Source organism: Gemmatimonadota bacterium (genome assembly GCA_026706345.1).
In the GTDB taxonomy this organism is placed as follows: domain Bacteria; phylum JAAXHH01; class JAAXHH01; order JAAXHH01; family JAAXHH01; genus JAAXHH01.
This window is the reverse complement of record JAPOYX010000020.1, coordinates 1-23,478: the sequence shown is the minus strand read 5'-3', so window position 1 is coordinate 23,478 and position 23,478 is coordinate 1. Positions and strand designations below refer to the sequence as shown.

21 protein-coding genes, 1 tRNA gene and 1 pseudogene are annotated in these 23,478 nt (G+C 59.7%); 14 read left to right on the top strand and 9 right to left on the bottom strand.

What is annotated here, in order from left to right; translation table 11 throughout:
- Window positions 1–84 precede the first annotated feature (84 nt).
- A pseudogene (locus tag OXG98_02135) lies at window positions 85–802 on the top strand (phage Gp37/Gp68 family protein).
- Window positions 803–877: 75 nt separating this feature from the next.
- Window positions 878–1,396 (top strand): three-Cys-motif partner protein TcmP, encoded by a 519-nt coding sequence (gene tcmP, locus OXG98_02130; GenBank protein MCY3770813.1) that lies wholly within the window; start codon window positions 878–880, stop codon window positions 1,394–1,396.
- Window positions 1,397–1,890: 494 nt separating this feature from the next.
- Here the strand turns inward: tcmP and OXG98_02125 are convergent, their stop codons facing one another.
- Genes OXG98_02125 through OXG98_02110 form a run of 4 tightly spaced genes read right to left on the bottom strand, consistent with a single transcriptional unit; the run spans window position 1,891 to window position 6,143 of the window.
- Window positions 1,891–2,715: an SDR family NAD(P)-dependent oxidoreductase gene (locus tag OXG98_02125; protein ID MCY3770812.1), complete on the bottom strand. Its 825-nt coding sequence runs from the start codon at window positions 2,713–2,715 to the stop codon at window positions 1,891–1,893.
- A 13-nt stretch (window positions 2,716–2,728) separates the two neighbouring features.
- Window positions 2,729–4,480, bottom strand: a complete 1,752-nt coding sequence (locus OXG98_02120) for a peptide ABC transporter substrate-binding protein (GenBank protein MCY3770811.1) — start codon at window positions 4,478–4,480, stop codon at window positions 2,729–2,731.
- Between the two features lie 44 nt (window positions 4,481–4,524).
- Window positions 4,525–5,127: an STAS domain-containing protein gene (locus OXG98_02115; GenBank protein ID MCY3770810.1), complete on the bottom strand. Its 603-nt coding sequence runs from the start codon at window positions 5,125–5,127 to the stop codon at window positions 4,525–4,527.
- The gene (locus OXG98_02110; GenBank protein MCY3770809.1) at window positions 5,127–6,143 is read right to left on the bottom strand and encodes a SulP family inorganic anion transporter; all 1,017 of its coding nucleotides are present in this window, start codon (window positions 6,141–6,143) and stop codon (window positions 5,127–5,129) included. Before OXG98_02110 ends, OXG98_02115 begins: the two co-directional genes overlap by 1 nt.
- A gap of 169 nt (window positions 6,144–6,312) precedes the next feature.
- Between OXG98_02110 and OXG98_02105 the strand changes: the two genes are divergently transcribed.
- Genes OXG98_02105 through OXG98_02095 form a run of 3 tightly spaced genes read left to right on the top strand, consistent with a single transcriptional unit; the run spans window position 6,313 to window position 8,237 of the window.
- On the top strand, window positions 6,313–7,026 hold the full coding sequence (locus tag OXG98_02105) for an SOS response-associated peptidase (protein ID MCY3770808.1): 714 nt from the start codon (window positions 6,313–6,315) through the stop codon (window positions 7,024–7,026).
- A gap of 27 nt (window positions 7,027–7,053) precedes the next feature.
- A complete protein-coding gene (locus OXG98_02100; GenBank protein MCY3770807.1) occupies window positions 7,054–7,536 on the top strand; it encodes a hypothetical protein in 483 nt (160 codons plus the stop codon).
- Window positions 7,533–8,237 carry a helix-hairpin-helix domain-containing protein gene (locus tag OXG98_02095; protein ID MCY3770806.1) on the top strand — a complete coding sequence of 235 codons (705 nt, stop codon included), beginning with the start codon at window positions 7,533–7,535 and terminating at the stop codon, window positions 8,235–8,237. Before OXG98_02100 ends, OXG98_02095 begins: the two co-directional genes overlap by 4 nt.
- Before the next feature lie 34 nt (window positions 8,238–8,271).
- Here OXG98_02095 and OXG98_02090 read toward each other — a convergent pair.
- A tRNA-Pro gene (locus tag OXG98_02090) sits at window positions 8,272–8,346 on the bottom strand.
- A gap of 105 nt (window positions 8,347–8,451) precedes the next feature.
- On the opposite strand from OXG98_02090, the gene OXG98_02085 reads away from it, so the two are divergent.
- From OXG98_02085 to OXG98_02065, 5 genes are read left to right on the top strand one after another with little or no spacing between them, the layout of a single operon-like run.
- Entirely contained in the window at window positions 8,452–9,456 is a 1,005-nt protein-coding gene (locus OXG98_02085) for a mannonate dehydratase (protein ID MCY3770805.1), read from the top strand.
- Complete coding sequence (locus OXG98_02080; protein ID MCY3770804.1) at window positions 9,453–9,614, top strand: hypothetical protein; 162 nt, start codon at window positions 9,453–9,455, stop codon at window positions 9,612–9,614. The genes OXG98_02085 and OXG98_02080 overlap by 4 nt, the downstream gene beginning before the upstream one ends.
- Window positions 9,611–11,677 carry a YjhG/YagF family D-xylonate dehydratase gene (locus OXG98_02075; protein ID MCY3770803.1) on the top strand — a complete coding sequence of 689 codons (2,067 nt, stop codon included), beginning with the start codon at window positions 9,611–9,613 and terminating at the stop codon, window positions 11,675–11,677. The genes OXG98_02080 and OXG98_02075 overlap by 4 nt, the downstream gene beginning before the upstream one ends.
- Window positions 11,667–12,476 (top strand): isochorismatase family protein, encoded by an 810-nt coding sequence (locus OXG98_02070; protein ID MCY3770802.1) that lies wholly within the window; start codon window positions 11,667–11,669, stop codon window positions 12,474–12,476. The genes OXG98_02075 and OXG98_02070 overlap by 11 nt, the downstream gene beginning before the upstream one ends.
- Window positions 12,473–13,306: an amidohydrolase family protein gene (locus OXG98_02065; GenBank protein MCY3770801.1), complete on the top strand. Its 834-nt coding sequence runs from the start codon at window positions 12,473–12,475 to the stop codon at window positions 13,304–13,306. Before OXG98_02070 ends, OXG98_02065 begins: the two co-directional genes overlap by 4 nt.
- 15 nt (window positions 13,307–13,321) lie before the next feature.
- Here OXG98_02065 and OXG98_02060 read toward each other — a convergent pair whose 3' ends face one another.
- Window positions 13,322–14,623 carry a citrate synthase gene (locus tag OXG98_02060; protein ID MCY3770800.1) on the bottom strand — a complete coding sequence of 434 codons (1,302 nt, stop codon included), beginning with the start codon at window positions 14,621–14,623 and terminating at the stop codon, window positions 13,322–13,324.
- Between the two features lie 236 nt (window positions 14,624–14,859).
- Here OXG98_02060 and OXG98_02055 point away from each other — a divergent pair, with 236 nt between their 5' ends.
- Complete coding sequence (locus OXG98_02055) at window positions 14,860–15,690, top strand: hypothetical protein (GenBank protein MCY3770799.1); 831 nt, start codon at window positions 14,860–14,862, stop codon at window positions 15,688–15,690.
- Here OXG98_02055 and ispG read toward each other — a convergent pair.
- From ispG to OXG98_02040, 3 genes are all read right to left on the bottom strand, one after another.
- The gene (gene ispG, locus OXG98_02050; protein MCY3770798.1) at window positions 15,687–16,859 is read right to left on the bottom strand and encodes a (E)-4-hydroxy-3-methylbut-2-enyl-diphosphate synthase; all 1,173 of its coding nucleotides are present in this window, start codon (window positions 16,857–16,859) and stop codon (window positions 15,687–15,689) included. The genes OXG98_02055 and ispG overlap by 4 nt on opposite strands.
- 228 nt (window positions 16,860–17,087) lie before the next feature.
- A complete protein-coding gene (locus tag OXG98_02045; protein ID MCY3770797.1) occupies window positions 17,088–17,774 on the bottom strand; it encodes a hypothetical protein in 687 nt (228 codons plus the stop codon).
- A 2-nt stretch (window positions 17,775–17,776) separates the two neighbouring features.
- Window positions 17,777–18,484, bottom strand: coding sequence for an RNA polymerase sigma factor (locus OXG98_02040; GenBank protein MCY3770796.1), 708 nt, complete (start codon window positions 18,482–18,484; stop codon window positions 17,777–17,779).
- A 706-nt stretch (window positions 18,485–19,190) separates the two neighbouring features.
- On the opposite strand from OXG98_02040, the gene OXG98_02035 reads away from it, so the two are divergent.
- The 3 genes from OXG98_02035 to OXG98_02025 form a co-directional block, all read left to right on the top strand.
- Window positions 19,191–20,372: an oxygenase MpaB family protein gene (locus tag OXG98_02035; protein ID MCY3770795.1), complete on the top strand. Its 1,182-nt coding sequence runs from the start codon at window positions 19,191–19,193 to the stop codon at window positions 20,370–20,372.
- Window positions 20,373–20,387: 15 nt separating this feature from the next.
- Window positions 20,388–22,667 (top strand): MMPL family transporter, encoded by a 2,280-nt coding sequence (locus OXG98_02030; protein ID MCY3770794.1) that lies wholly within the window; start codon window positions 20,388–20,390, stop codon window positions 22,665–22,667.
- The coding region (locus tag OXG98_02025; protein MCY3770793.1) for an outer membrane lipoprotein-sorting protein at window positions 22,664–23,478 on the top strand (815 nt) is incomplete at its 3' end. The genes OXG98_02030 and OXG98_02025, both read left to right, overlap by 4 nt.

The following is a 23,478-nucleotide window of genomic DNA, read 5'->3' as shown; positions in this document are numbered from 1 at the left end:
AGACTCTAAAGTAATTTGACAAGCCGATATACTATACATAAGTTTGGTTATTGTCGTTGGGTTCAATAACGGTGAGGACTTCTAATGTCTGCCAATAGCCAAATAGAGTGGACAAATACTACCTGGAATCCAGTTACAGGATGTACGAAGGTTAGTTCTGGTTGTGATCATTGCTATGCCGAGCGGTTTTCGGAGCGATTTAGGGGTGTTGAAGGACATCCATTCGAAAACGGATTTGATCTAAAACTACGACCGGAACGCCTTGAGCAACCCATTCTATGGAAGCGGCCTCAACTTATTTTTGTCAATTCGATGAGTGATTTATTCCATAAGGATATACCAGTTGAGTTTGTTCATCGAGTTTTTGACACAATGGAGCAGGCCAACTGGCATGTCTATCAAGTGCTTACCAAGCGCAGTTCGCTCATGCGTAGGTTTGTCCAACGCCGTTTCGAAGAGAAACCTGTCCCACCACATATCTGGCTTGGTGTCTCTATCGAGGATTCATTCAACATCTGTCGTACGTCTTCGCCACCTTAAACAGACAAACGCCTCAGTACGTTTCGTTTCATTCGAGCCACTGATTGGTGCAGTTGGTGCGGTGGATCTGACAAATATCCATTGGGCGATTGCCGGTGGCGAAAGTGGGCCCGGAGCGCGGCCAGTCAAAGTAGAATGGCTACGTGAATTGCGAGATCAGTGTCAAACACAAGACGTGGCTTTTTTCTTTAAACAGTGGGGGGGTCGTACGCCAAAAGCTGGTGGCAACACGCTGGATGGACAACAATGGCAGGATTACCCTATAATTGAGAATTACAAAGTACAAGGAACTACTTTGCAGGCAGTTGGCGCACCGAAATACGACTCAAGAGAACCAATGGAAGTCGGTCCTTGGGCAAAAGAGAAACTCGACTGCCTTAGTAAGTATCTCAATGCTTACACTACTATACTTCGCAGGAGGAACTTCAAAGGTTACTTCTATATTGATGCATTCGCAGGACCAGGAACTCTCAGAGTTCGTAAAGAACAAACAGCGGTTTCATCTCAGCAGTCACTTTTTGAGATCTCTGAGTATGTTGCTGAGGATGCCGATGAAACAGAGTACATAAGTGGTTCTCCGAATGTTGCACTTGATATCAAGTACCCATTTACAGACTATGTTTTCATCGAAATAGAACCCAAAAGACTGCAACAATTAAAAGAACTGAAGGAAAGTTACAAAGACAAGATTCCTCACAGGCGTATACATATTCGCAACCTCGACTGTAACGATTACCTGACTAAACTTCTCCAGGACACCAATTGGAACAAGTGGCGAGGCGTCGTCTTTTTGGATCCATTCGGAATGCAAGTTCCTTGGAGTACTGTAGCGGAAATCGGAAAAAAAGCGCAATAGAAGTGTTCATAAACTTCCCTGTAGGTATGGCCATACAGAGGTTATTGCCAAATAGTGGTGTATTCACCCAGACGCAACGGAACAAACTTAACCAATACTTCGGAACAGAAGAGTGGTTTGATGTACTTTATAGCTCTAAGCAGAATCTGTTTGGTCAGCAAACCCAGAAAGTACAATATGCTGGGGATCTTCTTGTGAGGTGGTATCGTAAAAGACTCAAACAGGTTTTTGGACACGTTTCCGCCGCACGCGAGATTCGGAACACTCGCGGTCGACCACTTTATTATCTCATCTTTGCTGGACCTAAAAAGACAGGTACTCAGATAGCTAATGATATACTACGACAAGGTGTTAGAGTGATTCAGTAAAGTGCTCTGAGTGGATATAGTAATTTGTCCCAATCAATGGGCTGTGCCTTCAACCATGCTGCGGTTACGATAGAATGATCAGCAACACAATTCGTTTGTTTGCAAAGTTAATGTCTTCCAGATAAACTAATCCTCCGTAACCCGCCTCCCCGGCGCAGCCGCCACGCCTTCCATGCCGCCGCTCACCCGCAGGACTTCCCCGGTGATCCACCCTGCCGCCGGGCTGCACAGGAACGCCACGCCGTTCGCGATGTCTTCCGGCTCGCCCCACCTGCCCAGCGGGATGGCACTTCGAATCCGTTCGATCATCTGTTCTTCGGTCAACCCCAGGGTCCTGCTGCGCTGGGCCATGTTCGACCGGTTGAACTCGGTGTAGACCGGACCCGGACAGACGGCGTTCACGCGTACCCCGTACGCCGCGAGTTCCAGCGCCAGGGTCCGTGTGAGACTGATGACGCCTTCCTTGGCCACATTGTAGGCCGCCACCAGGGCCGCAGGATTCTGCCCGTTAATGGAGGAGATGTTTAAGATGCATCCCGACTCCTGGCGCTCCATGATCCCGCCTGCCGCCCGGCAGCAATAGAAGGTCCCGGTCAACGTGACCCGGATCACCCGGTCCCACTCCCCGTCGTCGAGTTCGACTACCGGCGTAACCTGCTGACCAACCCCTGCGTTGTTGACCAGGATGTCGAGCCTGCCATGCGCTTCGACGACCTCATCGAAGAACGCGGTTACCGACGCGCTGTCTGAAACGTCCAGATACCCGGGAACAGCCTCCAACCCCTGCCTGCGGAGTTTTCCGGCTTCTTCCTCGACTTTTTCGCGTTGCAGATCCGCCATCACCGCGGTCGCGCCGTTGCGTGCAAGCCGCTCCGCGATACCCAGTCCGAGCCCCTGTGCCGCCCCGGTCACGACCGCTATGGCCCCGTCTATACGATGTGGCTCGTCCATGCTGTAGATCCTTTCAACCGTCCAGTCTCTCCCTGCCGATGTACATCTCGGTGTATACGGTGTTGTTTTCCCAGAAGGGATAGAAACCCGCGCGGTCCTGCTTCAGTCCCTTGAGCCACGGCTTGCGGAGCTGGAAGCGGTGGTCGTGCCACAGAAACGCTCCCCCGACACCAGAAGTAAGGATCCATTCCGCCTCTTCGTAGAAATGCATCCGCCTGCCGCGATCAGGCTCCCCCCGGGCCCGGTCGATCAGGTCGTTGAACCGCGCATTACTCCAGTCGTGCCGGGTGAAACCCCTGGGCTGCGAGCGCCAGGGAACGCCGAGCAGGCTCTGCGGGTCGGAGAAGTCGGCGTCGTAACCGACCATGCCGAGCGGTATCTCCCACTCGTACATCAACTGATTGAAGGCGTTTGCCTGCATGTTTCGGATTTCAAGCCGGACTCCGAGGATTTCGAGCAGTTGTTCCTGGATCATCTGTGCGGCCTGGCCGCTCTGCGAGGAAGGAGGTGCGTCTCGCAACCAGATCTCGATGGCGGGGAATCCCTTGCCGCCGGGGTATCCTGCTTCGGCCATCAGCCGGCGCGCGGTCTCCGGATCAAACGCCTGGAGGGGCCTCTGGCGTTCGCCGGCATATCCGGGGAAATTGGGGGGTCGCATGCCGTAGGCGGGTCGGACGGCCCCCTTGAACAGCACGTCGGCGATGGTTTGCTTGTCGATGGCTCTGGCGATAGCCTGGCGTACGCGGACATCGTCAAAGGGCGGCTCCCGGGTTCGGAAAAACAGGTATACGGTGGACACGCCGTTGAACTTCCAGAGCTGGCCGCTCAGCTCCGGGTCATTTCTGATGCGATCGAGATCGGCCGGACTACCCACGCCGACCAGGTCCACCTCGTCATTCTCGTACGGCAGCAGTCCCACGCCGCCGGATGCGCTGCCGGTCCCCGCCGTTCCCGAGAAGAGGCGGACGATCTTTCTTAAATGACCCGGATTGTTTCCCTTGTAGTACGGATTGAGCCGGAAGGTCATGTACTTGCCCTGGACCCATTCGTCCAGCCTGAACGCCGAGTTGCTCACGCAGCGCCCGGCCTCCGTCCACCGCCTGCCGTATTTCTCCACCTGCCATCTCGGTACCGGCGAAGAGGCCGTGTACGAGGTCACGTATGGCATGTAGGCACAGGGTTCATCGGTTTCGATTTCGAAGGTCAGGTCGTCGATCGCCCGTACGCCGAGCAGGTCCGGGTCGTCGATCTTACGCTGGTTGTACGCCCTCGCGCCCTTGATGTCGTAATAGAAGAAGGCATACACGTTGCCGCTGTCCGGGTGGAGCAGGCGCTTGTACGTGTATTCGAAGTCGTGGGCGGTGACCGGCGTGCCGTCGCTCCACCGCGCGCCGGGATGGAGGTGGAACGTCCAGGTTCTTCCATCGGGCGAACGCTCCCACCGGTCCGCCGCGCCCGGAATAAGTGCTTCGTCCTCGTCGACCATGCAGAGGCGTTCGAACAGGAACGCACTGCCCAGGGATTCGTACAAGGCAACGCTGACGTCCAGGCTGGAGGGTTCGTTGGAGAAATAACGATACACCTGGCGTTCGGGAGGCGCCGCGTCCGCCGGGAGGGGCCTGGCCGCCGCTTCTTCCCCGGGGATGGTCTCTACGAATGGATATCCAGAAGGATCGGACGGACCGTCACTGCAGGCTGAAGTCAACAACAGGGCGACGAGACCGTACAGGCAAAAGGGGAGGTATGGTCTCCACTGTCTGAACATGTGCCCTCTTCCCGCTCTCTTATTCACCCTTTATTCAATCAGGATTACGTCCCGAGCATTTCCCTGGCGACTTCGCGTGCTTCATCCAGCGTGTTCACGATGTGTGCTTCCGGTACGCGCTGGATGATACCGAGTGCGGAAAGGGTCTCCTCGACGGATCCCGAGAGCGACATGACGATGAACGCCGTGTCTTCGCTCGTGGCGACATCCATGAGCTGTTCCACGACCATGGCCGCACTGTCATCAATGTACGTGGCGCCGGAGAAGTCGAAAATGACGATGTCGTGATCCTTGATATCCTCGCTGATCACCCCTACCAGTTTCTTGGACGAAGCGACGGTGAAACTTCCCCTGAGCGCAACCAGGCCGACCCGGGCCATGAACTGATCCATGGTGTCCGCGTTATCATCATGTGAGAAGAACTGGCGGTCCAGCAATGGTACGGAAACCACGCTGTCGAGTTCCAGATTCTCCAGTTTCCGGGCGTGGGCCATGCCTGCGACGATCAGTCCTATCGCTACCGCGGTGATCAGGTCGACAAAGACGGTCAGCCCCAGGGTGAGCAACAGGATGAAAAGGTGTTCCCTGTGCAGGCGGTGAATCCGCGTCAGGATCCGCCAGTCGACGATGTCCCAGCCTACCTTCATCAATATGCCCGCGAGTACGGCGTGGGGATCGGTTCGACGACCCAGCCCAGCCCCATGAGCAATACCAACAGGATGATGGCTCGCAGCGCGCCGGACAATCGCGTGGTGCCGCCTGCCCGTATGTTGGTCACCGTGCCCATGGTGGCGCCGGCGCCGGGAAGCCCGCCAATCAGTCCGGCTACTACATTGCCAATCCCCTGTCCCACCAGTTCCTTGTCCGCGTTGTGTCGCGTACCCGTGAGAGAGTCGGCGATCAGGGAGGTGAGCAGGCTGTCCACGGAACCAAGCAATGCGAGGATGAGCGCGGGTTCGATGGCATGGAGAACGAAGGCGGCGGTTGGCGCTATCAATACGATCTCCGGCAACCCGGTGGGTATGGCCCCGATCACCGGCACGTCGGACAGCCAGAGCACGCTTAGCGTCGTACCGGCGACCAGGGCGACCAGGGTGCCGGGCAGCAGTTTCGAAAGCCACCTGGGCCAGAGCACGCCGACGGCAAGCGTAGTGAGGGCGATCGCAAAGGCGCTGTAGTTTACGTCGCCGAGGGCATCCGACAGTGCGCGAATGGTCCCCACGGCGCCTCCGGGCGCGGCAGGCGCCCCGATGAAGGGCAGCGCCTGGATCAGCATGACGATGAGCCCGATGCCGGACATGAAACCGGAGATCACCACGTGGGGCGTGTAAGCCACGAATCGTCCGAATCGCAACGTGCCCAGCAGGATCTGCAACAGGCCGCCCATGATCACGACGGTGAGGGCATCGGTGATCGAACCCGCGTGTTCCGCGATGATGACCGCCATGACCACGGTCATGGGTGCCGTGGGGCCGGATATCTGGGAGCGCGTGCCCCCGAACACGGCGGCGAAAAAGCCTACGCCGATCGCCCCGTACAGACCGGCTGCCGCGCCCATGCCCGACGCGACGCCGAAGGCGAGCGCAACCGGCAGACCCACTATCGCGGAAGTAATCCCGCCAAACAGATCACCGCGGAAGGTGGTGTCCAGATCGTAGTTCAAGTTCTGTTCTCCTTCACACGCACGTGATTGGGCTTGCTTCGCGTGTCAAACATCATATCTTCGCTGTGTAAATGATATGTATCAGTAAGGCTATGGTCAAGTATTCCATACGCGTGGATTACTTCCCGGCAGAATTGCAGAGAGAGCACGTTTAGACGGAAAACCAGTCATGTGCGGACGCCTCTTCCAAAGCCTGGCCGAGCAACAGATATTTACGTTGTATACCTTGCCTGATTCGACTCAACGCCTCGATCCGGAGCCCAGATACAACGGCGCGCCGACGCAGGAATTCGTGGTCTGCCGTCTCGACGTACATGGAACGAGATCCGTGGCCTTGCTCCGCTGGGGACTGGTTCCGTCCTGGGCCAGGGACGCCAGGATAGGGGCACGGCTCATCAACGCCAGGGCCGAGACCGTTCACCAGAAGCCCGCCTTCCGTTCGGCGTTCCGGTCGCGCCGGTGCCTCATCCCGGCCAACGGATGGTTCGAGTGGCGCCGGACCGGGCGGTCCGGGCAGGGCGGGCGGACCGGGGGCGGCAAGCAACCCTTTTTTCTGGCACTCGAAGACGGTTCACCGGCCTCCTTTGCCGCGCTGTGGGAGCAGTGGAGCCGGGACGGTCAGCATCTCGAGACGTTCACTATCGTAACGACCGTTGCCTCCCCCGCGCTTTCCGATATCCACGACCGGCAGCCCGTGGTGGTCGATCCCGACGACTTCGCCGACTGGCTCGCCCCCGGAACGCCTATGGAGACACTTCAGGAAATCATACGGACGCCCCATGACGGCCCTTATGAAATCCGGCCCGTCAGCAACCGGGTAAACCGGGTGTCCAACGACACGCCGGATATCCTCGCACCTCTGGTGAAGAATACGCTGTTCTGATGTACCGAAGTACGCGAGGCGCATGCCATGGATAATCCGCCCCACGGGACACCGCGAGACGACGCCGCAACATTGCGACGTCTCGTCCTGATCGTTTTGACCGTCGGCATTGTGGGCGTTGGATTCGAACTCGTCTTCCTAGATCACATGGAGGACAACTGGCAATGGGCACCGATCGTTCTCCTGGCGGCCGGTCTTCCGGTTTCGATCTGGCTCATCCTCTCTCCCGGTTTTGCGATCATCCGGGCGTACCAGGTCCTTATGGGATTGTTCGTCCTGTCCGGATTCGTCGGGCAGTGGCTGCACTACCAGGGGAACGTGGAGTTCGAACTGGAAATGTATCCATCGCGGGAAGGGCTTGAACTGGTCTGGGAAGCATTGGGTGGCGCCTATCCGGCTCTTGCGCCGGGCACCATGACGTTGCTCGGTCTGCTTGGCCTGGTGGCCTGCCTTCGGCATCCGGCCTTGAATTCAAATCCTGTATCCATCAAAACCATGGAGAAATCATGAATACCTTCAAGCAACCAGGGTCCGCGCTGCTGGCATCGCTCGTTGCCTTCCTCGTTGCGGCCGGCGGATGCGGCGGCTCCGAAGTAGCCGAGCAGGCTGGCACCACCGAGACCGCAACACCGGCCGTATCGTCGGCGGCGGTGGTCGTCAATCCGAACCTCGCCGGAAGCGACGAACTCGCCATGCTGCCGGGCATGACCGCGGAACTCGCCGACATGGTGCTGGAAGCACGGCCTTATCCGGGCATGACCGAACTGGACGCGCTCATTTCAGCGCATATGAGCCGGGAGGATGCGGCCGCGCTCTACGCCCGAATGTTTATACCTTTGAACCTGAATACGGCCATTGATGAAGAAATCCGCCTGGTACCGGGTGTAGGCGACCGCATGGTCCATGAGTTCAAGGAATACCGCCCCTATCTCGCCATCGCCCAGTGGCGACGGGAAATGGGCAAGTACGTGGACGACGCAGAGGTGGCGCGCATGGAGCAGTACGTATATGTTCCCATCGATCTGAATACGGCCACCGACGAGGAGATACTCGCCATCCCCGGAGTCGGCGACCGCATGGCCCATGAATTCAAGGAATACCGCCCCTATTCCAGCATGGATCAGTTTCGTCGGGAAATCGGCAAGTACGTGGATGACGGCGAAGTGTCTCGACTGGAAAGGTATGTAGAGATTCGAAGCCAGGAGCCGTAGGATGCAAGCGTGCTCCGTACCGGGGAGATAGGAATCGGGGTGGGGGGATTTGAACCCCCGACCCCCTGCTCCCAAAGCAGGTGCGCTGACCGGACTGCGCTACACCCCGTAAACCTCGGATAATTATACGGTTCTCCGGCGTTCCTGTCAAGGTAATCCCGGTCACATCGGACCCTGACCGGGCACGGAAGCGATCGACTGTGGAAACTCAACCATGAAGCTGGCAGTCAACGGCAGGATGGACGCCGGGCACCTGGCCTTCGCCCGGCAACTGGGGGTGACGGACGTCGTAAACGGGCTGCCGGATTGCGACCTTGCAAAAGGCTATTACAGTTTTCATGATCTGTCGCTCCAAAAGGCGCGCATCGAAGACGCCGGGTTGACCTGGTCGGTGCTCGAGGGCGTTCCGCCCGAGTGGTGCGACAAGATCAAGCTGGGGCTGCCGGGGCGCGACGAGCAGATCGAGCACTGGTGCAGGACGCTGGAGAACATGGGTGCCGTGGGTATCCCCGTTCTGGGATATTTCTTCAGCCTGCGCAACGTGGGCGGCAACTACGGACTGCGCACGTCGAAATCGACCCGGAGCCGGGGCGGCGCGGTCGTCACCAGTTTCGACTACGAACAGATCAAGGGGGCTAAGCAGGATTACTGGAAACCGCCTGTTCCCCGGGACCTGGAATTGTCCGACGAAGACATGTGGAGCAACATCACCTATTTCCTGGAGGCGGCGATACCGGTGGCCGAAAAGGCCGGCGTGCGCATGAGCCTGCATCCCGACGATCCGCCCATTTCGCCCATCGGCGGAATCGCCCGTGTCTTCCGCAGCCACGAAGCGCTGAGGCGGTTCGTCGAAATCGTCCCCAGCGACTGCAACGGACTGGGCTTCTGCCAGGGGACCGTTTCGGAAATGCCGGGCGACGTGCTCGACGCCATCCGGTACTTCGGTCAGTGGAATAAGATCAACTACGTCCACTTCCGGTTCGTCTCGGGGCCTGTTCCCGCGTTTTCGGAGACCTTCATCGATCAGGGCCACGTGGATCCCATGGAATCCCTGATGGCCTATGAGGAATCCGGCGTGGACTGTCCCATGATTGACGATCACGTCCCACGGCTCGCCATAGATCCCGATGAACGGCATCATCCTTCCAGGGCCTACGCGCTGGGCTACATGAAAGCGCTCCTGGATAACGTCGGTCGATGCCGGGGAGCGGGAGCGTGATCAGCGTCGACCGGGACCGGTTCCTGGACGAGGGTTACCTGATCCTCCGCGGCATGATCCCCCCGCGGGATCTCGAAGTCCCGCCGGAACTCACCCCTGACAACTGGTACGCTTCGTGGACGACCGGGCGTATCGGCAACGGAAGAGCCCATTCATGAAACCCCCGTCCCTGCTGTCCTTCGAAGCCGTCGTCGGCCATTCCGATCCGGATATCTACGACATCAGGTCCAGTGCGCCCGGCCCGGAGGGCAGCCTGCCGCTCACCGACGACATGCTGAGGGAAAGCCCCAGCGGCGACCTGTTCGCCCTGTCCCAGAACGTGGGCATGGGATGGAGTCCCAACGCGCTGAACCGGCGGCAGTATCTGATCCTCAGCACCCAGGGGGGAATCCGCGCATCCGACGGAACGCCGGTCGCCCTGGGCTACCATACCGGCCATTGGGAGGTCGGGCTGCTCATGCAGGCGGCGGCCGAGGAGCTGACCGCCCTGGGCGGCATCCCCTTCGGCGGCTACTGCACCGATCCCTGCGACGGCCGCACGCAGGGCACGCCCGGCATGATGGACAGCCTCCCATACCGGAACGACGCGGCCATAGTCTTCCGCCGGCTGATCCGGTCTTTGCCTACGCGCCGGGGCGTGATCGGCGTGGCGACGTGCGACAAGGGCCTGCCCGCCATGATGATCGCGCTGGCGGCGACCCACGACCTGCCCTGCGTGCTGGTGCCGGGGGGTGTCACGCTGCCGGCGGAGGAGGGCGAGGATGCGGGCAAGATCCAATCCATCGGCGCCCGGTACGCCCACGGCGAAATCTCGCTGGAATACGCGGCGGACATGGGCTGCCGCACCTGCGCGTCGCCGGGGGGCGGTTGCCAGTTCCTGGGCACGGCGGCCACCTCGCAGGTCGTGGGTGAAGCCTTCGGACTTTCCCTGCCCCACAGCGCGCTGGCGCCGTCCGGCCAGCCCATCTGGACCGACATGGCCCGGCGTTCGGCCCGGGCGCTTATGCGGCTTGAAGCCGAGGGGCTGACCGTCCGGAAGATCCTGACCGAAGACGCGCTCGAGAACGCCATGACGGTCCATGCCGCCTTCGGAGGTTCGACCAACCTGCTGCTGCACATCCCCGCGGTCGCCCATGCCGCCGGGTTGCGCCGTCCCACGATAGAGGACTGGGTCAGGATAAACCGGCGAACCCCGCGGCTGGTGGACGTATTGCCGAACGGCCCGACGGGTTATCCCACGGTGATCGCCTTCCTTGCCGGGGGCGTGCCGGAAGTGATGCTGCACCTCCGCGAAGCGGGCCTGTTGAACGAAAAGGTGCGCACCGCGGCCGGGTCTACCCTGGGCGAAATCCTGGACTGGTGGCAAACATCCGAAAGACGGAGGCTGGTTCGAGCGCGATTGAAGCAGGTCGACGGAATCGATCCGGATGAGGTGATCATGTCGCCCGAACGGGCGCGGAACCGGGGACTGACGAGCACGGTAACGTTTCCCAGGGGCAATCTCGCGCCCGAAGGCGCCGTGATCAAGAGCACGGCGATCGACCCGACCGTGGTCGATCCGGACGGGGTATACCGAAAAACGGGGCCCGCGCGGGTCTTCACCCGGGAACGGGACGCCATCGCCGCCATCAAGAGCCGGAACGAGGACCGGATCAAGCCCGGTGACGTGCTGATCCTCATCTGCCGCGGCCCCATGGGCGCCGGGATGGAGGAGACGTACCAGATCACTGCCGCGCTGAGACACCTGTCCTTCGGCAAGCACGTCGCCGTGGTGACCGACGCCCGCTTTTCCGGCATTTCAACCGGTGCCTGCATAGGGCACGTCGGCCCCGAGGCCCTGGCAGGAGGCCCCATCGGCAAGGTGCTCGACGGCGACCTGGTCGAGATCGTCATAGACCGGAACGCCCTGACGGGTTCCATCAACCTGGTCGGAAACGAAACCGGCGTCTTCGGCGTCGAGGAGGGCACCAGGCAGCTCGCCGCGCGTCCGCCGCGACCCGATCTGGCGGTCGACCCGAACCTGCCTGACGACACGCGTCTCTGGGCCGCCCTGCAACAGGCCGGCGGCGGCGCTTGGGGCGGATGTGTCTACGACGTGGATGAGATCGTCCACCGTATGCGGCACGGTGGCATGGCCGGGGTCCTGGAGTCCTCGCAAAAGACGGCGGAACCTCAGAAGCAGTCAAAACCAAAGGCGAAGGCAGGGAAAAGTGGAAAATAGCCCGTCCGTACTCGATCTGAAAGTAAGATACTACCAGGACAGCACGCCGGCCGATGTGCCCTGCAGGGAAGAGCACTTCATCCGGCGGGAAATCCGGATGAAACTGCCTGTCGAACAGACGGCGCTCGTGCTGGTCGACCTGTGGAACACCCATTTCATCGACAGCTGGATAGAGCGGGCCGGCCGGGTAACGCGGGAGGCGATCGTTCCAGCCATCGAAATGAGCCGGAAGGCCGGCCTGCCCGTCATACACGCCCCGTCGCCCGAGGTGGCGCGGCAGTTTCCCCAGTCATCCCGGAATCCGTCGGCGCCCGTCACGGAGCGCGGCGGCGCGGACTGGCCGCCCCCGGCGTTTCGGAGCAGGGAAGGCGAGTACCAGGCCTATCACGGTCCCAGGAGCCAGCCGCCCGGCATCGGCCTGCACTGGGATCCCATCAGCGACGACCTGACCATCTCGCCGGCCGTGGAGGTCCGCAACGAAGACGTGGTGATCACCAGCGGCGCCGAGCTGCACGAGGTGCTGGCGGAACAGAACGTACTCCACCTGGTCTACGCCGGTTTCGCCACCAACTGGTGCGTCCTGGGCAGAGACTACGGCATCCGGTCCATGGCTCGGTACGGCTACAACATCGTTTTCCTGCGCGACTGCACGGCGGGCGTCGAGTTTCCCGATACGCTGGACGGACTCTTCGTCACGGAAATCGCAGTCCGCGAAATAGAGCAGCAGTTCGGTTTTTCGGCGTCTAACGAAGACTTCTTCGAAAGCTGCCGGAAGGTTTCGGAAAGGAACGAATCGTGATCGTCGATACCCATACCCACTTCTACGATCCCTCCCGGCCGCAGGGCGTGCCATGGCCCCGCGCCGACGATGAGTTTCTGTACAGGCGGATCATGCCGGAGGACTTCAAGCGCGAAGCGCAGGCCGAGGGCGTCACGGGTACGGTCGTCGTGGAAGCCAGCGCATGGGTGGAGGACAATCAGTGGATTCTGGATCTGGCCGGGGACGATCCCTTCCTGCTGGGCCTGGTGGGACACCTAGAGCCTCCGGACGCCCGTTTCGAATCCGACCTGGATAGATTCGCGGAGCACGATCTCTTCTACGGCATCAGGCTGGGCAAGGCGCCGGTCGACGATCCGGTCTATCTCGGGGCCATGGAGCAACTCGTCGGGCACGACCTCACGCTGGACCTGCTCGTGGGCAAAAAGTGGCTGCCTGGCGTGGCGGGCTGCGCGGCGCGTTTCCCTAATCTGAGGATCGTGCTGAACCACCTGGCCCACGTGCCGGTTACGGGGGGACAGCCGGAAGAGGAATGGGTGGCCGGCATCAAGGCTGCCTCGGCACATCCCAATGTATACTGCAAGATATCGGGTATGGTGGAACTGGCGCAGGACTCCCCGCCGCCGGAGGATCCCGCCTACTACAGACCGGTGCTTGACGTGCTCTGGAACGCCTTCGGGGAGAACAGGCTGCTGTACGCCAGCAATTGGCCGGTATCGTGGAGATATGCGTCTTACCGCCAGGTACAGTCGCTTGCCATGGCATGCCTCGAACCGAAGGGTTCGGCGGCCCTGGAAAAGATCATGGGGAAGAACAGCAGAGAAGCTTACAGGTGGGTGCCGCGCAACTGAGGCGCTGCCGGGTTGCTAGCGTTTCTCAATCGGCACGTACTGGCAGACGTCGTCGCCGGTATAAATCTGGCGGGGGCGCGCGATTTTCTGGTCCGAGTCGTCCAGCATTTCGGCCCACTGCGCCAGCCAGCCCACGGTGCGGGGTATCGCGAACAGCACGGGGAACATTTCGAGCGGAAAGCCCATGGCCTGGTAGATGAGGCCAGAGTAGAAATCGACATTGGGATAGAGTTTTCGATTGACGAAATAGTCGTCTTCGAGGGCGATGCGCTCCAGTTCCACGGCGACGTCGAGCAGGGTGTTCCTGCCGGTCACGCCCAGCACCCGGTGGGTCATCTCCTTGAGGATCCTGGCCCGCGGATCGTAGTTCTTGTACACCCTGTGGCCGAACCCCATGAGTCGTATATCACCCTGCTTCACCTTCTTGATGTAACCGGGTACGCGGTTGATGTGGCCGATTTCCTGCAGCATGTGCAGCACCTGCTCGTTTGCGCCGCCGTGCAGGGGGCCGTACAGTCCGGCCGCGGCGGCGGCAACGGATACGTAGGGATCGGGCAGGGAACTGCCGACGCTTCGCATCGCGTTGGCACTGCAGTTCTGTTCGTGGTCCACGTGCAGGATGAACACCACGTCCAGGGCCTTTTCCAACACGGGATCGGGGGTGTATTGTTCCGTCATCTTGTACATCATGGACAGGAAGTTGCCGCAGTAGCCCAGGCCGTTGTCCGGATAGGTGTAGGGAAAGCCCTGGCTGTGCCTGTACGCAAAGGCGGCGATGGTCGGTATCTTGGCGATCAGCCGGTGGATCTGTTCGTTGCGGATTTCCACGTCGCGTATCCGCTTGGCTTCCGGGTAGAAGGTGGATAACGCGGCGACCGTGCTGATCAGGATACCCATGGGATGGGCGTCATACCGGAATCCATCCATGAATTTCTTGATGTTCTCGTGGACGATCGCATGGTGGGTGATGTCGTAGGACCATTCTTCGAGCTCGGCCCTGGTCGGCAACATGCCGTGAACGATCAAAAAGGCGACTTCGAGAAAGGAACTCTTGACCGCCAGGTCTTCGATGGGATAGCCCCGGTAGCGAAGTATGCCCTTCTCGCCATCGATGTGGGTAATGCTGCTTCGGCAGGAAGCGGTATTGTTGAAGGCCGGATCGTATCCCAGCAGACCGAAATCGTCCTCGGACACCTTGATCTGACGAAAGTCCGTGGTGGGGATCGCGGCGCCGTACCTGGGATAGGTCCCGTATATAATCGGGATCTCGTACTGTTTGCCAGTCCTGTTGTCAGTGACGGTCAACGTGTCAGGCATTCAGTACAACCTCCTGATAGCGGGCTGAGAAAAGCTTAGACACCGGGGATTTGTGCGGCGTGAAAGCAACAACTTAACGATTCGAGGCAATTGGGTCAACCATATTCGGTTTCAGCCGGCCCGGATTCCAGCACAGGACGATCTATCCGGCCTTGGCGCAGACCGCACCGCGACGCCCATAACTATGAATTCCATGACAGACCCCGAAAAAGGAGACGCGCCCGCGTAGTCGATCCATGGCCAGAGTTACGATATCCGCAGGGTATTACCAGCAATTCGACGCCGATTTCTCGCTCAAGGCCCCTGGGCAGGGATACGGGGGCTGGCAACGATCGGAAATAACCATCGACACCGCGCATACCGCGTTTGTCGTCATGCACGCCTGGGACACGGGAAACCGGGCGGAATACGCGGGGTGGCACCGGGCCGTCGAGTATTTCGCCAGGGCGGACGAGATATGCCGGGTGGTATTCCCCCCGTTGCTCCAGGCAATCCGATCGAGTGAAATGGAGCTGTTCCACGTGGTGGGCGGGGGATCGTACCACTGGGATCACCCCGGATACCGGCGTGCGGTGAAACTGGCCGGCCCGGAACCCGACCCGGTGGAGCCGATCGCAGGTGATCCGGTCTACGAAGAGCTGAACAGGTTCCGCGCCGAGAAAGTTTTCCCCGGCGGACACAACACGGGCGACATCGATCGGGGATTTGCCCAGGTCGATGTCGCTCCCCAGGCCCGGCCCGGGCCGGAGGAGGGTGTCGCGGAAAACGGCCGGCAGTTGGCCGCCCTGTGCCGGGGCCACGGCATAAACCATCTGATCTACATGGGATTCGCCATCAACTGGTGCCTGCTCATGTCGCCGGGGGGTATGCTGGACATGCGACGTTACGGCGTGATCTGTTCCACAATCCGCCAGGCCGTGACCGCGGTGGAAAACAGGGAAACCGCAGGGACGGAAGCGGGAAAGGAACTCGCGTTATGGCGGGTCGCGCTGGCTTTCGGGTTCGTGTTCGAACTGGACGAAATGCTGCGGATGCTGAACCGCGACGCGCCAAAGCCAAAAGGCTAGGGATCGACCCAGCGGCCGTCCGCCTTGATCAGGCCGACCAGTTCCTCGACCCCACGTTCCTGCGGCACGCTCATCTTCACGCACTCACGCCCCCGGTAAAGCGATATGATTCCGTTCGCGCGGCCGACATACCCGTAATCCGCATCGGCCATCTCCCCGGGACCGTTGACGATGCATCCCATGACGGCAATGTCCAGGCCCGCGAGATGGTCAGTGGCCGACTTGACCTCCGCCAGCACGTTTTCCAGGTTGAACTTGGTACGTCCGCAGGAGGGACAGGCGATAAACTCCACCTTGGTCCGGCGCAGGCCCAGCGCCTGCAGGATATCGTAACAGACGGGGATTTCGTTCGCCGGGTCCTCCGCGAGGGATACCCGGATGGTGTCCCCCAGCCCCTCGGCCAGCAGGGTGCCGATTCCAGAGGTCGACTTGATCCGGGCGTACTCGCCGTCGCCGGCCTCGGTGACGCCCAGATGCAGCGGGTAGTCCATGCCTTCTTCGTCCATGCGGCTGGCCATGAGCCGGTTGGCCTGTATCATGACCGGCACGCGGGACGCCTTGAGCGAAACGATCAGATTCCGGTAGTCGTGGGCTTCGCATACGCGAATGAACTCCAGCGCGGATTCCACCATGCCCAGCGGTGTGTCTCCGTAAGTCACGGTCATGCGGTCCGAGAGGGAGCCGTGGTTCACGCCGATACGCATCGCGATGTCCCGCTCGCGACAGACCCCGATCACGGGAGCGAGGTCTTCCTCCACTTTCCGTCTTGCGGCATCGAATTCCTCCGGCGTGTATTCGATGGCATCGGACAGCCGCTGGAATACGAACAGGCCCGGGTTGATACGTACTTTATCGACCGACCTGGCGACTTCCTCGGCTATCCGGGTACCTTGGTGATGTACATCCGCTACCAGGGGAACGTCCACCCCATTCAGCACCAGGGTATGCTTGATTTCCCGAAGACTGTGCGCGTCCGCCAGCGTGGGCGTGGTTACGCGTACGACTTCGCATCCCAGTTCATGTAATCGGATGATTGCGTCCACGCAGGCTTCAACGTCCCGGGTGTTTTCCGTAATCATCGACTGCACGACGATGGGATGCCCACCGCCGATCGTGACGTTGCCGACGCGGACCTCCCGGGTTTTTCTCCGCGGATTGATCATCTCCATCTGGCCAATTCCTTCTTGATCGATGCCAGGGCCGGGATCATCCTGCCAGACTGTTTCATAATGAAAGACGCCCTGTTATCGGGGATTCGCGAATCCAGCCGCACGCGTTGTCCGGACACTTCGTAACGTACTTGCCCCCTGCCGAATGTCAATACCTTAATGCCCGGATTCCCGACCATCAAGGCCTGTCGAAGCCAGGCGACGGTATCGTAATGACGCCAATTCCGCTCACCGCAACGGGACCAGTCCCAACTCAACCCGGTCCAGATCACCCGGCGTAATGCGGGGAGGATGGTTGATGCGGAAATTCGGTCCCGATATGGTCCTGGTCCTGCTCACCAACACGCACCGGTCGAACGTCAACGCTCGAATGTGCAGGGCATGCCATTGAAACGACCGGGGCATCCGGTTCATTCGCAAGTACATCCGGTGATGCCGATCCTGTCGGATTTCCCCGCACAACGCTCCATCCCCGCTGACGAAAAAGGGTGCCGAAGCTTTTCGGGTTGCGGCCGTAATGGTGGTATCGGGGTGAACGGCGCGAGAAGTGTATAGGCCAGGTTCGCCTGAACTCCTGTCTGAAGCGGGGTACCTTGAAACTTCTACCTCGTCCGGATGGCGTACGCTAAGTACGTACCAGATCACCCGGGCGAAGGAATCGGGATAGGACGACGCCTCGGATTCTTCCAACCATCGTAGTTTGTCCCGGCAATCGAGACATATCGCCAGATGGCTGTTCAGGGTCTCTCCCTCGCAGGTGGAAAGCTGCTTCGGGTCCTCATAGAAGATCACCAGCGTTTCCGACGAGGGGCACGAAGACAGCAGCGGCCCGCTGTATTTGCGCAGGAGGTCAGCGATCTGAGTACGATCTGGCAGCCTGCCGACGTTGCCGCGCTCCGCAACTCGGTGATGCATGACTACTCCTTTTTATAGGGTTTGGGGCGTCGAATGCCTTCACATACGCAGTTTGTAAAATGTTCGTAATCCCTGAATCTACTCTGCATTTTACGTCTGAGTCGATACATGCAGTCGTAGATCATCTGGCCCATTCGTTTCACAGATACCCCGAACACTTCCGCGATGTCCTCCCTGCTCAGTTCACCTTTCAGTTCCCTGACGTACATTTTCAGGACGTCCCGGCATTTCGGACCCGTGTAGTGTTTCAGGGCTGTATGCAACAGGTAGACCTGCTCCTCTTCTTCCATCACCCTGAAAAACCGGTCCGGCCTGTTGTTGGGATCGGTGTCTTCAAGCTGCCGCCCCGACTCGCTGCTCGACGCGAACCAGTCGATATCGACGAATTTGATGCCCCTCCCCCGTGCGACGCCGAGGCGCGAAGGCATGGCGTCAAGGCACTTGATCTTCGCAATGCGGGTAATATAGGTGCTCAGCGCACTGCGGAATTCGAATTGTGGAAGGCTTTGCATGACAGCGATGTATATATCATTCAGGATATCTTCCTTTTCACCCGCCGGAATCCAGTAGGCTTTCTGGTAGACCCAGAAGTGGACAGGCTTGTCCGGTGTAAAATACAGATCGTAGAGTTGGCTCTGCGCATCCGATCGACCCTCCAGACAAGCGTGTATCAGATTTACGTCCCCCGGCCTTTTTGATTGCGTGTTCATAATTGCAACGAGAATACCTTTCCATTGAAGGCGCCTGTATGCAGAGGACTGCTCAGGCGCAACAGGTGCAACCGGCATAGTGGAATTCCCGGTCTCGGAATGTCCGATAATGGAGATCCCACTGCCCTATCCCGACAGAAGGACTGCTATGTCGAAGCCCTGCCGGTTCCGGAACAGGGTTGCCGGAAATCGACTCGTCTTTCGGGACACTGAAATCGAACGCTGCTTCATCCACGACCGGCGTGGACAAAACAGGGTTCTATCCGTGCTTCCTGAGGCGGTAGATGGTACACGCCTGAATGCATCGAAGGGCAGACCGGTAACCCGGGTGCTGCTTGTTCTTCGCAGTGCAAACCGGTGACAGCCCCGTGGCGCCTCGTCGCGGCGGACCGGTTTCAAGTTTTAGTACGGTACTTCCCGGACCAGTGAGGTGAATTGCAGATCTTCTACCTTCCGGTCGCTTTTATCAGCCGTATGTCTGATGCAAGGAATGCGCTTGCCAGGATGTTTGCTCAACCGTTAATGTACACGTGTGCATTACATTGCAAGAGTGTTGGTTTTCAGACGACTTATTGGAATAGTCGGGGAAGTGAACGGAAACCCGTATTAAATCTAAAATATTGACATTACATGGTGGGATTTTACCTTATCCTGTAGATCAATAACTCGTTGTGCCTATGAAAAATCGCTGAAACGAGAGACAAACTTGCTCAAAGTACCCTCGTCTTATGTAAAAGGTTATGAGCAGGCCAGGTCGCTGAACACGAAGTTCGCCGACAATTACATCAGGCACACCATGATCGGCGACGAAGACCTGGATCCCGTGATGGAAGACCTGTCAGGCATGCCGCCCGGCGAGATGCACCGGTATATTCACTCCGGCCTGCACCAGGACGAGGAAAGCTTGAAAGGAGCGCCTGAGTCTCTGCAGCGCTACTTCCGCGAAGTTGATTCCAGGATCCCCGAATGGGTTCAGTTCGAAGAATTTCGTCCCGCCGTGATCGGATTCCACAAGAACATGCCGGAGATTCTCGTGGCCTTCGTGACCGCGGCCCTGCTGGAAGGATTCACGACGCTCATCAGCAAGTCGTTCTACCTGACGGGACGGGTCCATTCCGACCAGGCTACCCGCCGGTTCAAGCAGAACAACCGCCACCTGCTGGAGATCTTTCTGCCCGGAGGCCTCAGAAGGGAAGGGGACGGCTACCGGCTTTCCGCCCGTATTCGTTTCGTGCACGCCATGGTGCGCCAATTGCTGAAGGACTCCGACATATGGGATACCGAGGCCTGGGGCACGCCGCTGAGCGCGGCCCATATAGCCCTGGCGGTCAGCATATTCTCCGCGCAGATCCTGAAGCATTCGATCTCGCTGGGCGCCATCTATACGCCGGAAGAAAGAGAGAGCTTCGTAAAGGTCTTTCGCTACACCGGCTATGTCATGGGCGTCCCGGAGAGCATTCTCATGAGGGACGAACATGAAGCCCGGACGAACATCGATATCGGCTTCACGTGCGAACCCCCTCCCGACGAGCACTCGATCGCGAACGCGAACGCCCTGATCAAGGCCGGCCCTGCCCTGCTGAACGTCACGGACCCTGATGAAGTGGCTGCCGCCCTTAAACTACTGTACAACATCTCCCGTGCGTTACTGGGACACGACCTGGCCGACGCGCTGCGATATCCGAAGAGCAGGACCTTCGGTGTCCTGTTCGCCCATCGCATGAAGAACCGCGTCAGTCGTATAAAGAACATGGCGCTTAAAACCAGGGGCCGGCAGACGAAACTGGACAATTTCTCGCAGATGCTCCAGCTTTCGGCGTATGACGATGTCGGCATGAGCTACCGGCTGCCTGATAACGTCAACAGCGCCGAATCCAGCAAATGGTAGCGAGATCAATTGCACTTGGATAACTACATCAACGCAATCCTGCGCCATCGCTGGCTGGTCATCTCGCTCACCTTGCTGTTCATGCTCGCCATGGCGGCCGGCGGCCGGTTCATCACCGTCTCCAACGAGCATCGCGTCATGTTCGGCGAGGGCAATCCGCAACTCGCCGCCTTCGACGCGCTGGAGGACACGTACGCCGCCTCCAATACCGCCCTGGTCGCCATCGCGCCCCGGGCCGGTTCCGTCTTCACCCGCGATGCGCTGGGAGTCGTCGAAGCACTCACCGAAACCGCCTGGCTCGCTCCTTATTCCACCCGGGTAAACTCCCTTACGAATTACTTCCACAGCGAGGCGATGGAAGACGATCTCATCGTCGGGCCGCTCGTCGAAGACGCCTCGTCGCTGAGCGATGCCGACCTGGTTCGAATCGAAGCGATCGCGCTGGGTTCCCGGGAAGTGGTCGGACGGCTCGTTTCTCCCGATGGTCGCGTGGCCGGGCTGGCGATCAACTTCGTAATGGGCGACGATCCGGACCTCGCGGTCAACGAGCTCACCAGTTACCTGGACATCATGCTGGAAGATGCACGGGCGGACAACCCGGACGTGGATTTCTACCTGACGGGCGACGTGGTCATGAACCGGGCCTTCGCCGACGCCACCAGGGACGATCTGGAAACCCTGCTGCCCATCGTATTCGTCCTCATCGTGATCACCTCGACCATACTCATGAGATCCATTCTGGGAACGGGCGTCATCGTCGTCATGATAGGCTTCGTGATCGCGACGACCATGGGGCTCGCCGGCTGGTTCCATACGGTTTTCAGCCCGGTGAATTCAGGGGTGCCCATTATCGTCATGGCGATTTCCGTCGCCCAGGCCGTTCACATCATCACCCACACGCTTTCGGGGATAAGACGCGGGGTGGACCGGAACGAGGCGGTCGCTGAATCCTTAAAAACGAATGCCTATCCGGTGTTCCTGGCCTCGATCACGACCGCGATCGGTTTTCTCAGCCTGAACTTTTCGGATTCGCCGCCGTTTCACATTCTCGGCAACTTCGTGGCCTTCGGGGTGATCATCACTTTCGTCTACGCCATGACGCTCCTGCCCGCGCTGCTTTCGGTCCTTCCGCTGCGGGCCCGTGCCGGTGGTTCCCGGCAACCCGTATTCTTCGATCGCCTGGGCGATTTCGTCGTCTCGCGTCGAAAGCCGCTGCTCTGGTCCGTGGGGCTATTGACGGTCGTCCTGATCACCGGCGTGCCCAGGAACGAGTTGACGGACAGCTGGCCGGATTACTTCGACGAACGCTACGAGTTCCGGCGGGATACTGATTTCGTCATGGAAAACCTGACGGGATTGCTGTCCCTGGAGTATACGCTGGCCGCGGAGGAAGAAGGCGGGATCACCGATCCGGATTACCTTCGGCAGGTGGAGGCTTTCGCGGAGTGGAACCGGAGTCAGCCTGAAGTGGGCCACGTGCAGGCCTTTTCAGACATCATGAAGCGGCTGAACAAGAACATGAACGGCGACGACCCGGACTTCTTCCGGATTCCCGGTGCCCAGGATCTCGCATCGCAGTACCTGTTGCTCTACGAATTGTCTCTGCCTTTCGGCAGCGATCTGAACGACCGGATCGACGTTTCCAAGTCCGCGACGCGCATGACGGTCGTGATTCGCGGCCGGTCGAGCCAGGACCTGCAGGATCTGGCCGGCCGGGGCGAAGCCTGGCTGCGCGAGAACGCGCCCGCGCTTGCGACCGAAGCCACCGGGCTGAGCGTGGTCTTCGCCCACATCTCCCAGCGCAACATCGAGTCGATGCTGCGCGGAACGGTGTTCGCCATGGCGCTCATCTCGGTCATCCTGGTCCTGGTCTTCAAAAGTCTTCGCTTCGGCCTCATCAGCCTGTTGCCGAATTTCGTACCCGCGGCCATGAGCTTCGGGCTCTGGGGACACCTGGTCGGCGAAGTGGGCATCGCCTCGTCGGTGGTCATCGTCGTCGCGTTCGGCATCGTCGTGGACGATACGGTCCACTTTCTCAGCAGGTACCTCCGAGCACGCAAAGAGGACGGTCTTTCGGCGGAAGAAGCAGTGCGCGTTACCTTCCATTCGGTGGGAAAGGCGTTGTGGACCACCACGCTGGTCCTTTCCGCGGGGTTCCTGGCCTTCGCGGGTTCCGGTTTCCAGGTGTCGTGGGCGCTCGGGCTGCTGGTCACCATCACCATCGCCTTTGCGATCATTGCCGATTTCCTGCTGCTTCCTCCCCTGCTCATGGCGCTAGACAGGAGAAAATCATGATAATCAACAAACCAGCCCGACAGGCGTACGGACTGCGCGCCGCCCGGTTCTGCCTCCTGGCGATGTTCGTTTTGCCGGTAGTGTCGCCGCGGGAGGCATGGGCAGGCGGTCCGGCCGACCAGGCGGAAGAAAAGGGGTTGCAGATCGCCCGCGACGCGCGAAAGCAGGACGAGGGTTTCGGCAATTTCACTGCCGGAATGACCATGGTCCTGCGCAACAAGAAGGGACAGGAGAGTGTCCGCGAAGTGCGCGTGAAGGTGCTCGAGGCGGAAGACGACGGGAACAAGAGTCTCTTCGTGTTCGATCAGCCCCGTGACGCCCGGGGCACCGCCCTGCTCATACACGGACACAAGGACCGGCCGGATGATCAGTGGCTCTACCTGCCGGCCCTGAAACGCGTCAAGCGCATCAGTTCGTCCAACCGTTCGGGTTCCTTCATGGGAAGCGAGTTTACCTACGAGGATATGACGGTTCAGGAAGTGGAGAAATACACCTACCGATACCTGCGCGACGAACCCTGCGGAGACGGCCTGGACTGCGTGGTCACCGAGCGCGTCCCGGTGGAAAAAGGATCGGTCTACCGCCGCCAGCTCGTCTGGCGCGACAAGACGGAACTCCGCGTCTGGAAGGTGGAGTACTTCGACCGCAAGGACGCCCATCTCAAGACGCTTACCCTGGGTGAGTACGAGCAGTATCTCGACCGTTACTGGCGGGCCGGCAGGATGGACATGGTGAACCATCTGACGGGCAAAAGCACCGACCTGGTCTGGACGGACTACCGGTTCGGGACCGACATCGACGACCGCGACTT